Source organism: Bacillus sp. LBG-1-113 (assembly GCF_020708615.1).
In the GTDB taxonomy this organism is placed as follows: domain Bacteria; phylum Bacillota; class Bacilli; order Bacillales; family Bacillaceae; genus Bacillus; species Bacillus mojavensis.
In genome coordinates this window covers 177,566-190,584 of sequence record NZ_JAJFDG010000005.1, presented here as the reverse complement: position 1 = coordinate 190,584, position 13,019 = coordinate 177,566, and the positions used below count along the sequence as shown (strand labels likewise).

Annotated in this window: 17 protein-coding genes and 1 riboswitch; all 17 genes read left to right on the top strand. The window is 44.7% G+C overall.

Annotated elements, in window-relative coordinates; all coding sequences use genetic code 11:
- Positions 1-9 precede the first annotated feature (9 nt).
- The 17 genes from LJF29_RS14235 (at position 10) to sufU (ending at position 13,011) form a co-directional block, all read left to right on the top strand.
- A complete protein-coding gene (locus LJF29_RS14235; protein WP_229149151.1) occupies positions 10-1,185 on the top strand; it encodes an acetyl-CoA C-acetyltransferase in 1,176 nt (391 codons plus the stop codon).
- A 14-nt stretch (positions 1,186-1,199) separates the two neighbouring features.
- The gene (fadE, locus tag LJF29_RS14230; RefSeq protein WP_229149149.1) at positions 1,200-2,984 is read left to right on the top strand and encodes an acyl-CoA dehydrogenase FadE; all 1,785 of its coding nucleotides are present in this window, start codon (positions 1,200-1,202) and stop codon (positions 2,982-2,984) included.
- A 111-nt stretch (positions 2,985-3,095) separates the two neighbouring features.
- Complete coding sequence (locus tag LJF29_RS14225; protein WP_101864083.1) at positions 3,096-3,452, top strand: arsenate reductase family protein; 357 nt, start codon at positions 3,096-3,098, stop codon at positions 3,450-3,452.
- A 66-nt stretch (positions 3,453-3,518) separates the two neighbouring features.
- Positions 3,519-3,902, top strand: coding sequence for a glycine cleavage system protein GcvH (gene gcvH / locus LJF29_RS14220; RefSeq protein WP_010331800.1), 384 nt, complete (start codon positions 3,519-3,521; stop codon positions 3,900-3,902).
- A 55-nt stretch (positions 3,903-3,957) separates the two neighbouring features.
- The gene (locus LJF29_RS14215; protein WP_010331799.1) at positions 3,958-4,194 is read left to right on the top strand and encodes a YusG family protein; all 237 of its coding nucleotides are present in this window, start codon (positions 3,958-3,960) and stop codon (positions 4,192-4,194) included.
- A 77-nt stretch (positions 4,195-4,271) separates the two neighbouring features.
- The gene (locus tag LJF29_RS14210) at positions 4,272-4,625 is read left to right on the top strand and encodes a toprim domain-containing protein (protein ID WP_010331797.1); all 354 of its coding nucleotides are present in this window, start codon (positions 4,272-4,274) and stop codon (positions 4,623-4,625) included.
- Positions 4,626-4,636: 11 nt separating this feature from the next.
- The gene (locus LJF29_RS14205; protein ID WP_168748696.1) at positions 4,637-4,957 is read left to right on the top strand and encodes a thioredoxin family protein; all 321 of its coding nucleotides are present in this window, start codon (positions 4,637-4,639) and stop codon (positions 4,955-4,957) included.
- A gap of 107 nt (positions 4,958-5,064) precedes the next feature.
- A complete protein-coding gene (locus LJF29_RS14200) occupies positions 5,065-5,409 on the top strand; it encodes an SCP2 sterol-binding domain-containing protein (protein WP_229149148.1) in 345 nt (114 codons plus the stop codon).
- 114 nt (positions 5,410-5,523) lie between these two features.
- A riboswitch (SAM riboswitch) is annotated at positions 5,524-5,630 on the top strand.
- A gap of 105 nt (positions 5,631-5,735) precedes the next feature.
- The gene (metN, locus tag LJF29_RS14195; protein WP_010331793.1) at positions 5,736-6,761 is read left to right on the top strand and encodes a methionine ABC transporter ATP-binding protein MetN; all 1,026 of its coding nucleotides are present in this window, start codon (positions 5,736-5,738) and stop codon (positions 6,759-6,761) included.
- Positions 6,754-7,422 (top strand): methionine ABC transporter permease MetP, encoded by a 669-nt coding sequence (gene metP / locus LJF29_RS14190; RefSeq protein WP_010331792.1) that lies wholly within the window; start codon positions 6,754-6,756, stop codon positions 7,420-7,422. Before metN ends, metP begins: the two co-directional genes overlap by 8 nt.
- A gap of 13 nt (positions 7,423-7,435) precedes the next feature.
- Complete coding sequence (metQ, locus tag LJF29_RS14185; protein ID WP_010331791.1) at positions 7,436-8,257, top strand: methionine ABC transporter substrate-binding lipoprotein MetQ; 822 nt, start codon at positions 7,436-7,438, stop codon at positions 8,255-8,257.
- 84 nt (positions 8,258-8,341) lie between these two features.
- Entirely contained in the window at positions 8,342-8,719 is a 378-nt protein-coding gene (locus LJF29_RS14180) for a carboxymuconolactone decarboxylase family protein (protein WP_019715649.1), read from the top strand.
- Between the two features lie 192 nt (positions 8,720-8,911).
- Complete coding sequence (locus LJF29_RS14175) at positions 8,912-9,064, top strand: hypothetical protein (protein WP_010331789.1); 153 nt, start codon at positions 8,912-8,914, stop codon at positions 9,062-9,064.
- 177 nt (positions 9,065-9,241) lie between these two features.
- The gene (gene sufC, locus LJF29_RS14170) at positions 9,242-10,027 is read left to right on the top strand and encodes a Fe-S cluster assembly ATPase SufC (protein ID WP_010331788.1); all 786 of its coding nucleotides are present in this window, start codon (positions 9,242-9,244) and stop codon (positions 10,025-10,027) included.
- A 17-nt stretch (positions 10,028-10,044) separates the two neighbouring features.
- Positions 10,045-11,358, top strand: a complete 1,314-nt coding sequence (gene sufD / locus LJF29_RS14165) for a Fe-S cluster assembly protein SufD (protein ID WP_229149147.1) — start codon at positions 10,045-10,047, stop codon at positions 11,356-11,358.
- The gene (sufS, locus tag LJF29_RS14160; RefSeq protein ID WP_010331786.1) at positions 11,358-12,578 is read left to right on the top strand and encodes a cysteine desulfurase SufS; all 1,221 of its coding nucleotides are present in this window, start codon (positions 11,358-11,360) and stop codon (positions 12,576-12,578) included. The genes sufD and sufS overlap by 1 nt, the downstream gene beginning before the upstream one ends.
- Complete coding sequence (gene sufU, locus LJF29_RS14155; RefSeq protein WP_003222809.1) at positions 12,568-13,011, top strand: Fe-S cluster assembly sulfur transfer protein SufU; 444 nt, start codon at positions 12,568-12,570, stop codon at positions 13,009-13,011. The genes sufS and sufU overlap by 11 nt, the downstream gene beginning before the upstream one ends.
- Positions 13,012-13,019 lie beyond the last annotated feature (8 nt).

The window sequence follows — 13,019 nt, the reverse complement described above, 5'->3', positions numbered from 1 at the left end:
AGGGAGTTTATGAAAGAGGCAGTCATTGTGGCAGGAGCAAGAACACCGGTTGGGAAAGCGAAAAAAGGATCATTGGCCACCGTTCGCCCGGATGATTTGGGAGCCATTTGCGTGAAAGAAACGCTGAAACGAGCAGGCGGCTACGAGGGCAATATTGACGATTTAATTATAGGCTGTGCGACACCTGAAGCGGAACAGGGGCTCAATATGGCGAGAAATATCGGCGCGCTTGCGGGTCTGCCATATACGGTGCCGGCGATTACAGTCAACCGCTACTGTTCCTCAGGTCTTCAGTCCATCGCATATGCGGCAGAAAAAATTATGCTTGGCGCTTACGATACAGCCATTGCAGGCGGAGCAGAATCCATGTCACAGGTTCCGATGATGGGGCATGTGACCCGTCCGAACCTCACATTGGCCGAAAAAGCGCCGGAGTATTACATGAGCATGGGACACACAGCAGAACAGGTTGCGAAAAAATACGGCGTTTCCCGTGAAGATCAGGATGCTTTTGCAGTGCGCAGTCACCAGAAAGCTGCCAAAGCTCTTGCAGAGGGGAAATTTAAAGATGAAATTGTCCCAGTCGAAGTCAGAGTGACAGAAATCGGCGAAAACCATAAGCCTCAGGAAAAACATACTGTTTTTTCTCAGGATGAAGGTGTACGCCCGCAAACGACCGCAGATATTTTAGCCGCATTGCGCCCGGCCTTTTCCGTTGACGGAACAGTCACTGCCGGAAATTCCTCGCAAACTAGTGACGGGGCGGCGGCTGTCATGCTGATGGATCGCGAAAAAGCGGATGCGCTGGGTTTGGCGCCGCTTGTCAAATTCCGTTCCTTTGCCGTTGGCGGGGTGCCGCCGGAAGTCATGGGCATCGGACCCGTCGAAGCCATTCCGCGTGCACTGAAGCTTGCCGGGCTTCAACTGCAGGATATCGGGCTGTTCGAATTGAACGAAGCGTTTGCATCACAAGCCATCCAAGTCATCAGGGAGCTGGGGATTGATGAGGAGAAAGTGAATGTCAATGGAGGCGCTATCGCACTCGGGCACCCGCTTGGATGTACGGGCACAAAGCTTACACTCTCACTGATTCACGAAATGAAACGGAGAAACGAGCAATTTGGAGTCGTCACAATGTGTATCGGCGGCGGGATGGGAGCAGCCGGCGTATTTGAACTATGCTAAAGGGGGAAAAACAAATGACGAGAAAAACGGCTGAAGTACAAAAAGGCGGCGGCTTCTTAATAGAGGAAGTCACATATGATCAGATGTATACACCGGAGGATTTCACCGACGAGCATAAAATGATTGCGAAAACAACGGAGGATTACATTGAGCAGGACGTTCTGCCGCATATAGATGACATTGAGAACCATCAATTTGAACATTCCGTCCGGCTTTTGAAGAAAGCGGGAGAACTCGGCCTTCTCGGTGCCGATGTTCCTGAGGAATACGGCGGGCTGGGTCTTGATAAAATCAGCTCGGCGCTGATCACTGAAAAATTTTCGCGGGCGGGAAGCTTTTCACTTTCTTACGGTGCGCATGTCGGTATCGGTTCCTTGCCGATCGTCTTCTTTGGAACGGAAGAGCAAAAGAAAAAATATCTCCCTGATTTGGCTTCAGGGGAAAAGATCGCTGCGTACGCACTGACTGAGCCAGGTTCCGGATCTGATGCGTTAGGCGCAAAAACGACCGCGGTGCTGAATGAAGCAGGAACGCATTATGTATTAACCGGGGAGAAACAGTGGATTACCAACTCAGCCTTTGCCGATGTCTTTGTCGTTTACGCAAAAGTGGATGGCGAAAAGTTCTCCGCTTTTATTGTAGAAAAAGATTTTCCTGGCGTATCAACCGGACCTGAAGAAAAGAAAATGGGAATTAAAGGTTCATCGACGAGAACCCTCATTTTAGATCAGGCTGAGGTGCCGAAGGAAAACCTTCTTGGAGAAATCGGCAAAGGGCATGTTATCGCCTTTAATATTTTAAATATCGGCCGCTACAAGCTGGCAGTAGGAACGATCGGCGCGTCAAAACGGGTGATCGAGCTGTCCGCCGCTTACGCAAATCAGCGCCGCCAATTTAAAACGCCGATCGCAGGCTTTTCGCTGACACAGGAAAAAATCGCGACGATGGCATCAAGGCTGTACGCAATGGAAAGCTCCGTGTACAGAACCGTCGGGCTGTTTGAAGACAATATGAGCCAGTTCACAGCTGAAGACCAAAAGGATGGAAGGCAAATAGCAAAGTCCATTGCCGAATACGCCATTGAATGCTCTCTCAACAAAGTGTTTGGCTCTGAAACGCTTGATTATATTGTTGATGAAGGTGTGCAAATCCACGGCGGCTACGGATTTATGCAGGAATATGAAGTGGAAAGAGCCTATCGGGATTCCAGGATCAACCGGATTTTCGAAGGTACCAATGAAATTAACCGGTTAATCGTGCCAAGCACCTTCCTGAAGAAAGCAATGAAAGGCGAGCTGCCTCTTTTTAAAAAAGCACAGGCGCTTCAAGAAGAACTCATGATGCTCATGCCTGAGGAGCCCGGCACTGGCGTATTAGAGCAAGAGAAATATATCGTCAAGCAAGCAAAAAAAATCGCCCTGTTCGCCGCGGGTCTTGCTGCGCAAAAATACGGAAAAGCGATCGATCGCGAACAAGAAATCCTCGTAAACGTTGCTGATATTGTCAGCAATGTATATGCAATGGAATCAGCGGTGCTCAGAACGGAAAAGGCGATTGCCGTGCAAGGAAGCGATAAAGCAGCGCAAAAGCTGCTGTACACAGAAATTTTCGTTCAAGAAGCCTTCAATGAAATCGAAGCCCATGCGAAAGAATCTTTACTTGCAATGGAAGAAGGAGATTCTCTCCGTATGATGCTCTCGGCCCTCCGCAAGCTGACACGCGTGACGCCTAAAAATGTCATTCGGAAAAAACGTGAAGCGGCAGCGGGTGTGTTCGAGGCTGAAAAATATATTGTCTGAGTCCCAAGGAGCTCCGCACATCCGGAGCTCTTTTTTTATGAAGCACTGTTTTAGGTTTTTAAAACAAACTGTGTTAAAATAACCTCGATTATTTTATTGAGGGGGAAGAAGATGTCGTTAACTTTTTACTGGTACCCTAAATGCGGAACGTGCCGCAAAGCGAAAAAATGGCTTGAAGAGCATGGAAAAGAAATCAACGAAATACATATTGCAGAGCAGCCTCCAAGCAAAGAGGAGCTAAAATCGCTTTATGAAAAAAGCGGGCTGGATGTAAAGAAATTTTTCAACACAAGCGGCATGAAATACCGTGAACTGAATCTGAAGGAAAAGCTGTATCACATGTCAGAGGACGAACAGCTTGAACTGCTGGCTTCAGACGGAATGCTGATTAAGCGCCCACTCACAACAGACGGCGAAAAAGTGACAGTTGGCTTTAAAGAAGATCAATTTGAAGAAAACTGGTCATAATGTAAATTTTTTTTGAAAAGTGTGGTATCTTCTTATTATAGTGCTGTAAAAAATGGAGGGATTCAATTGAGCATACCTAAAGATTTGCGTTACTCAGAAGAACACGAGTGGGTAAAAGTTGAAGGAGAAAAAGCCAAAATCGGCATTACCCATTTTGCCCAGTCCGAGCTCGGTGACATCGTGTTTGTTGAGCTTCCTGAAGTCGGCGCTGAAATCAAAGCGGACGAGCCTTTCGGAAGTGTAGAATCCGTAAAAACGGTATCTGAGCTTTACGCACCGATTAACGGAACTGTAGTGGAAGTTAACGAGGATCTTGATGACAGCCCGGAATTCGTCAACGAATCTCCGTATGAAAAAGCATGGATGATCGTCGTTGAACCGTCTGACGCGTCTGAAATTGAAAAACTAATGACAGCAGAGCAATACGAAGAGATGACACAACAAGACTAAAACTGGATAGCTGAGCAGGCAATTGGATACGCTAACGCTATGGGAGGTGTCCAATATGGCTTTCAGCAAACAAAAGCTCGATGTCACCAATGATGTGACAGGCCGCTTTCAAAATGGCCGGCTCTCGTTATATCATGAAGATGAGATGATCGGCCAAATGACAGGCATGAATGAATATGAGCTAAAGTCCGGCTTTACCTATGAAAATGAAAAATTTTATAAAACAGCCGACGTGGTTTCAGGAGACGATCAGAAATATGTTGATTGTGACTACGAAAGCGGCTGGTGTTAATGTTGGCGGTGAATTTCACTGCCTTCTTTTACAATCTGAACGTTTCAAATTCGACGCGGCAGGTGAAGCAGATGAACATGGACGAACTGGAAAAAGTCATGATTGTTGAAGGGAAATCAGATAAAGAAAAGATCGAAAGCGTCCTGAATGAGCCAGTGCGCATAATCTGCACAAACGGAACAATCAGCCAGCTGAAGCTGGAGGAATTGGCAGACGAGCTTTACGAGAAGGACGTCTATATTTTGGTTGATGCTGATGAATCAGGCGAGAAATTGAGAAAACAGCTGAAAAGGGAATTTAATGAAGCCTACCATTTATATATCGACAGAGCCTATAAGGAAGTGGAGGCGGCGCCCAGACACCATATAGCATCTGTATTACTGAGCGCGAATCTGAATGTCCATACGAATTTTCTTGAAAGAAAGACCTGAGGTGTTATAACGTGAAAGAACTCCAAGAGCAAGAGCTTGAACACATTACTGATGATGTGTATCTCCTATATTTATATACTCCGTTTTGCGGTACCTGCCAGCTGGCAAGCAAAATGCTGACGGTCGTCGAAGACATGCTCCCGTCTGTCGCCTTCTACAAAAATAATCTCAACTATTCTCCGGCGTTTGCTAAAGCATATCAAATTGAAAGCGTCCCTTGTTTTCTGCTGTTTAAGGACGGAAAAGTAATTGAAAGAGGGTATGCGTTTCATTCCGTTTCTTATTTATATGAGCTGATCAAACAAAAATCATCTTCTGCATCTCATTTATGACATTTTTCTCGGCACATTCCAATGAATTTGTCGTTCGTTTTATAAAGGGGTTCTTGCGCCGAAGAGAGAAATGTGTATGTATGACCAACAAATAGGAGGTTGTACAAATGGAGAAAGCGGAAGTTTTAGAAGATGATGTCCAGCATCTGTTTTTAAAACCCCTTTTGAACGCTTCGACATTGCTCATTACCTTCCAAGGAGAAACAGAAGCCTTAACCGTCTCAATAAACGAACAGGGAGAAATGACAAAAATTTCTCCGCCCCAAACGTCCAACCTGACCTTTTATGGAAACCAAACAGAAATCATTCATCTTTTGCATGGAGACATTTCCCTTCAGCACCTGATCCAGAGCGGAAGCCTAAAGGTAAAGGGTTCATTCAGAGCGCTGTTAAAGCTGGAAGCCATTCTTTGGCTGACAAACGGTTTTTTTCAGAGGATTCTAAAGAATTAAAAAATAGCAAATTATTATAATAGTAAAAGTTTACATCATTTATTTTATTGACATTTTATGATTCGCCATGCTATTCTACATTAAGAATTTCCGGACGAAAAAGACTATATATTTCTCTTATCAAGAGAGGTGGAGGGAAGTGCCCTATGAAGCCCGGCAACCATCAACATTGTTGAAATGGTGCCAATTCACACGAAGCGTTAAGCTTTGAAAGATGAGAGAAAGGCGTTTTATATAAGCCTTTCTGCTCAAGTGTGCAGAAAGGCTTTTCTTTTGCAGAAAAAACCGGAAGATTTCTTAGAATAGTGTTAAGGCAGGTGATTGCTTTGATCAATCTTCAGGATGTTTCAAAAGTGTATAAGTCGAAACATGGAGATGTCAATGCTGTCCAAAATGTCTCGCTTTCCATTAAAAAAGGTGAGATTTTTGGAATTATAGGATATAGCGGAGCTGGTAAAAGTTCCTTAATCCGTCTGCTGAACGGACTTGAGAAACCAAGCTCAGGAATCGTGGAAGTGGCGGGAACGAAGATTAATGAAGTAAACGGACGCGATTTAAGAAAAGCGCGCCATGACATCAGTATGATTTTCCAGCACTTCAATTTGCTCTGGTCGCGAACTGTCAGAGATAACATCATGTTTCCTTTAGAAATTGCCGGGGTGAAAAAAAGCGAGAGGATCAAGCGTGCCAATGAACTGATTAAACTGGTAGGTTTAGAAGGAAAAGAGAAATCTTACCCGTCTCAGCTGAGCGGCGGACAAAAGCAGAGGGTCGGAATCGCCAGAGCGCTCGCAAACAATCCGAAGGTTCTCCTTTGTGATGAAGCGACATCAGCTTTAGATCCGCAAACAACCGATTCAATCTTGGATCTTTTGTCCGATATTAATGAAAGACTCGGATTGACGATTGTGCTGATCACACACGAAATGCACGTCATCCGCAAAATCTGCAACAGAGTCGCTGTTATGGAAAACGGAAAGGTTGTTGAAGAAGGAGAAGTTCTCGATGTCTTCAAGAATCCAAAGGAAGACATGACAAAACGGTTTGTTCAGCAGGTGACTGAGCCTGAAGAAACAAAAGAAACACTTCAGCATCTTCTTGACGAAAAAGCGTCAGGAACAACGGTTCAGCTCACATTTGTCGGTGATTCAGCTGAACAGCCTCTGATTACAGAGATGATCAGAAACTTCAATGTCAGCGTAAATATTCTGCAGGGGAAAATCTCGCAGACGAAGGACGGGGCATACGGTTCATTGTTTATCCATATTGACGGTGACGAGGAAGAAGTGCAAAACGTGATCCGGTTTATTAATGACAAACAGGTGAAAGCAGAGGTGATCACGAATGTTTGAAAAATACTTCCCGAACGTTGATGTAACTGAATTATGGAACGCGACATACGAAACGCTTTATATGACGCTGATCTCCTTGGTTTTTGCCTTTGTCATCGGGGTGATCCTCGGCCTGCTGCTCTTTCTTACAAGCAAAGGGAGCCTCTGGCAGAACAAAGCGGTCAACACTGTAATTGCGGCTATTGTCAATGTATTCAGGTCTATTCCGTTCCTCATTTTAATTATTTTATTACTAGGTTTTACGAAGTTTTTAGTCGGCACCATCTTAGGGCCGAACGCGGCACTGCCGGCGTTAGTCATCGGCTCAGCCCCGTTTTACGCGCGGCTCGCTGAAATTGCGCTGCGTGAGGTGGATAAGGGCGTCATCGAAGCTGCGAAATCAATGGGAGCCAAAACATCAACCATTATTTTCAAAGTGCTGCTCCCGGAATCCATGCCGGCCCTTATTTCTGGGATCACGGTTACGGCCATTGCTTTGATCGGCTCAACGGCCATTGCGGGCGCCATCGGTTCAGGAGGACTTGGAAACCTTGCATATGTAGAAGGATATCAGTCTAATAATACTGATGTTACCTTCGTTGCTACTGTATTTATTTTAATCATCGTTTTCATTATTCAAATGATCGGTGATGTCATAACAAATATAATAGACAAACGATAAGGGAGGATTTACATTGAAAAAGCTATTTTTGGGTGCATTACTACTTGTATTTGCAGGAGTTATGGCTGCCTGCGGTTCTAATAACGCTGAATCCGGCAAGAAAGAAATTGTTGTTGCAGCTACAAAAACACCGCATGCAGAAATTTTAAAAGAAGCTGAACCATTGTTAAAAGAAAAAGGCTACACACTGAAAGTGAAAGTGCTAAGTGATTACAAAATGTACAACAAAGCCTTAGCTGATAAAGAAGTGGATGCAAACTTCTTCCAGCACATTCCTTACCTTGAGCAAGAAATGAAAGAAAACAAAGATTATAAACTTGTGAATGCCGGTGCGATTCACTTAGAGCCATTCGGTATTTATTCTAAAAAATATAAATCATTAAAAGAGCTTCCCGACGGTGCGACAATTATCCTGACAAATAACGTTGCTGAACAAGGCCGTATGCTTGCAATGCTTGAGAATGCAGGATTAATTACACTTGACTCCAAAGTGGAGACAGTCGATGCAACACTGAAAGACATTAAGAAAAACCCGAAACACCTTCAGTTTAAAAAAGTAGCGCCTGAATTAACGGCAAAAGCATATGAAAACAAAGAAGGAGACGCGGCCTTCATCAATGTGAACTACGCGATCCAAAATAAATTAAATCCTAAAAAAGACGCGATTGAAGTGGAATCAACAAAAGATAACCCTTACGCCAATATCATTGCAGTGAGAGATGGCGAAGAGGATTCTGCAAAAATCAAAGCGCTGATGGAAGTTCTTCACTCTAAAAAGATTAAAGACTTCATCGAGAAGAAATATGACGGAGCTGTTCTCCCAGTCTCTGAATAAGATTGAAACCCCGGATGAGAAATCCGGGGTTTTTTTCGGGTATTTTCCTAAAAGCTGTTCATAATAAAAAGGAATGTTAAACAGATGGAGGGATTTTCTTTGAATCAAGACAGAGGAAGCATGCAGGACGCGCTAAAACAGTATAAATTAGGTTTAGGCACATTTGAACAAAAGATGCCGCTAATGGGAAGAAAGTTTAACGAGTTTACTGAACAATGCTTTGCCGGCAATTCTCTGACTGAAAGAGAAAAACAGCTGATCGCCCTCGGAATCGCCATCAATGCTCAGGATGAATATTGCATGATCTATCACACAAAAGGCTGTCTTGATGAGGGAGCGACAGAAGAAAACATTCTCGAAGCAGTCAGTGTGGCAGCGGCGTTCGGAGGCGGAGCTGCTCTAAGCCAAGGTGTGACAGTTGTCCAGCAGTGCATAGAGGAATTTGGAAGCACTACGCATTAGAAGAAGGAATATTCCGAAAAACGATTCTCATTTTAACTCAAAGGGTCCTTTCGTCTCATCCGATGTTATATCAAGCCATATCCATTTTGCAGCATCGGTCTTGGAGCTGATACAATAGCAGTAAATAAATGAAGGGATTGATTCATTATTTGCAGCAGCCAGGACAGACTGGACCTCGATTATACGTCAGAAATGGAAAAAGCGATGCAGCTGTCTCATGGAATCGGATACGAGGAATACGGACGCCGGCTGGATACAAGAATGGAAGTTGAGCGGCAGAGAGAGCTTGAATATAAAAAATGCAAGCGGTATTCTGCTGAGCTTAATGAGAAAATCGGTCTTTAAAAAAAGGGTGGGAATCCACTCTTTTTCTTTTTCAATTGCTTTAATAAAGTGCTGAACTTTGTTAAACTTGAGAAATGTGCAAGGCACGATAAAAAGTTGTATTTACTTTTCATTTGTTATAAAATTAGAATGAGAATAAAATGAGAATAATGATTATATATTTTTGGAGGTATAGATATGGCTGCTTCAACATTAACGATCAAAGATCTTCACGTTGAAATCGAAGGGAAAGAGATCTTAAAAGGTGTAAACCTTGAAATAAAAGGCGGAGAGTTCCACGCGGTAATGGGACCGAACGGTACTGGTAAATCAACTCTGTCAGCTGCCATTATGGGGCATCCTAAATATGAAGTAACAAAAGGCAGCATCACGCTTGACGGCAAAGATGTACTGGAGATGGAAGTGGACGAGCGTGCGCAGGCAGGTTTGTTCCTTGCAATGCAGTACCCAAGTGAAATCAGCGGTGTGACAAATGCCGACTTCCTTCGTTCTGCGATCAACGCGCGCAGAGAAGAAGGCGATGAAATTTCTCTTATGAAATTCATCCGCAAAATGGACGAAAACATGGAATTCTTAGAAATGGACCCTGAAATGGCTCAGCGCTACCTCAACGAAGGCTTCTCAGGCGGGGAGAAAAAACGCAACGAAATCCTTCAGCTGATGATGATTGAACCGAAAATCGCCATCCTTGATGAAATCGACTCAGGTCTTGATATTGACGCTCTGAAAGTTGTATCAAAAGGGATCAACAAAATGCGCAGCGAAAGCTTTGGCTGCCTGATGATCACTCACTATCAGCGTCTGTTAAACTACATCACTCCTGATGTGGTTCACGTTATGATGCAAGGCCGCGTTGTAAAATCCGGCGGTGCAGAGCTTGCACAGCGTCTTGAAGCAGAAGGTTATGACTGGATCAAAAAAGAACTTGGCATTGAAGACGAAACTGTAGGCCAAGAAGCGTAAGCGTTAGGGGGATTAATATGACACTAGATACAAAACTATCCGTAGATCAGGAGTATCTCAAAAGCTTTTCCGAAAAGCATCAAGAACCTGCCTGGCTGAAAAACCTGCGCTTACAGGCTCTTGAACAAGCTGAGGATCTGCCGATGCCGAAGCCTGACAAAACAAAAATCACAAACTGGAACTTCACGAACTTCGCGAAGCATACAGTTGATAATGAGCCGCTTTCTTCATTAGAGGATTTGACTGATGAAGCAAAAGCGCTGATCGATGTTGAAAACGAAGATAAAACGTTATATGTTCAGCGTGATCAGACGCCTGCATTCCTTTCTCTTTCTCAGGAATTGAAAGACAAAGGCGTCATCTTTACTGATATTTTGACTGCTGCACGCGAGCACAGCGACTTAGTGGAGAAATATTTTATGAAAGACGGCGTGAAGGTTGATGAGCATAAATTAACCGCACTTCACGCAGCTCTTGTGAACGGAGGGGCATTCCTATATGTTCCGAAAAATGTTCAGGTGGAGACGCCGGTTCAGGCTGTTTATGTCCACGAGAGCAACGATACAGCTCTATTCAACCACATATTGATTGTGGCGGAAGACCATAGCTCAGTAACGTATGTAGAAAACTACATCAGCACGGTCAACCCGAAAGATGCTGTATTCAATATTATCAGTGAGGTTATCACAGGTGATAATGCCAGTGTGACATACGGTGCGGTGGATACTCTGTCTTCCGGCGTGACAACTTATGTCAACCGCCGCGGTGCTGCGCGCGGACGCGACAGCAAAATCGAGTGGGCTCTCGGCCTCATGAACGATGGCGACACCATTTCCGAAAACACAACAAATCTTTACGGTGACGGCACTTACGGCGACACGAAAACGGTTGTTGTCGGAAGAGGAGAGCAAACAGAAAACTTTACGACACAAATCATTCATTTCGGTAAAGCTTCTGAAGGATATATCTTGAAGCACGGTGTGATGAAGGATTCCGCTTCTTCTATCTTTAACGGAATCGGCAAAATCGAACATGGCGCTTCTAAAGCGAATGCGGAACAGGAATCCCGTGTGCTGATGCTCAGCGAAAAAGCGCGCGGAGACGCAAACCCTATTCTTTTAATTGACGAAGACGATGTAACGGCAGGACATGCGGCATCTGTCGGCCGTGTGGACCCTATTCAGCTTTACTACCTGATGAGCCGCGGTATTTCGAAAGAAGAAGCAGAACGCTTAGTCATCTACGGATTCCTTGCGCCGGTAGTTAACGAACTTCCGATTGAAGGCGTTAAGAAACAATTGGTTTCTGTTATCGAAAGGAAAGTGAAGTAATGAATATCACAGATATTCGTGAACAGTTCCCGATCCTTCATCAGCAAGTGAACGGACATGATCTCGTTTATCTCGACAGCGCGGCGACTTCCCAGAAGCCGCGTGCTGTCATTGAAACACTGGATAAGTATTATAACCAATACAATTCCAATGTTCACCGGGGCGTCCATACACTTGGAACCAGAGCGACAGACGGTTATGAAGGAGCGCGTGAAAAAGTCCGCAAGTTTATTAACGCGAAGTCAATGGCTGAGATTATTTTCACAAAAGGCACGACCACATCACTGAACATGGTGGCGCTAAGCTATGCACGCGCCAACCTCAAACCGGGTGATGAAGTGGTCATCACCTATATGGAGCATCATGCGAATATCATTCCGTGGCAGCAGGCTGTCAAAGCGACTGGCGCCACATTAAAATATATTCCGCTGCAGGAAGACGGCACGATTTCATTAGATGATGTCAGAGCAACGGTCACAAGCAATACAAAGATTGTTGCGGTATCTCATGTGTCTAACGTTCTCGGCACGGTCAACCCGATAAAAGAAATGGCGAAAATCGCTCATGACAATGGGGCAGTCATTGTGGTGGACGGTGCACAAAGCGCGCCTCACATGAAAATTGACGTGCAGGATCTCGATTGCGACTTCTTTGCACTTTCTTCCCACAAAATGTGCGGCCCTACCGGAGTAGGTGTGCTGTACGGAAAGAGAGCCCTGCTGGAAAACATGGAGCCTGCCGAATTCGGCGGTGAAATGATCGACTTTGTCGGGCTTTATGAATCAACTTGGAAAGAGCTTCCGTGGAAATTCGAAGCGGGTACTCCGATTATTGCTGGAGCAATCGGTCTTGGTGCCGCCATTGATTTTCTTGAAGAAATCGGCCTTGATGAGATTTCCCGCCACGAGCACAAGCTTGCAGCTTATGCGCTTGAACGCTTCCGTCAGCTTGACGGCGTGACGGTTTACGGACCGGAAGAGCGTGCCGGGCTGATCACATTTAACCTTGATGATGTTCATCCGCACGATGTGGCAACCGTACTTGATGCGGAAGGGATCGCTGTCAGAGCCGGTCACCATTGCGCCCAGCCGCTGATGAAATGGCTGGATGTAACTGCTACTGCGAGAGCAAGCTTTTATCTGTATAATACAGAGGAAGAGATTGATAAGCTTGTGGAAGCTCTTCAAAAGACAAAGGAGTATTTTACAAATGTCTTTTAATGCAAACTTAGATACATTGTACAGACAAGTGATTATGGATCATTACAAAAACCCGCGCAACAAAGGGGTTTTGAATGACAGCATCGTCGTAGATATGAACAATCCGACATGCGGCGACCGTATCAGACTGACAATGAAGCTTGACGGAGACATCGTGGAAGATGCGAAATTTGAAGGGGAAGGCTGTTCCATTTCAATGGCATCCGCTTCGATGATGACTCAGGCGATTAAAGGGAAAGATATTGAAACAGCCCTTTCCATGTCTAAGATTTTCTCAGATATGATGCAAGGGAAAGAATACGATGATTCTATAGATTTGGGTGATATTGAAGCCCTTCAAGGCGTTTCAAAATTCCCGGCCCGTATTAAATGTGCAACCCTGTCATGGAAGGCACTTGAAAAAGGAGTCGCTAAAGAAGAGGGCGGCAATTAAAAGGATTG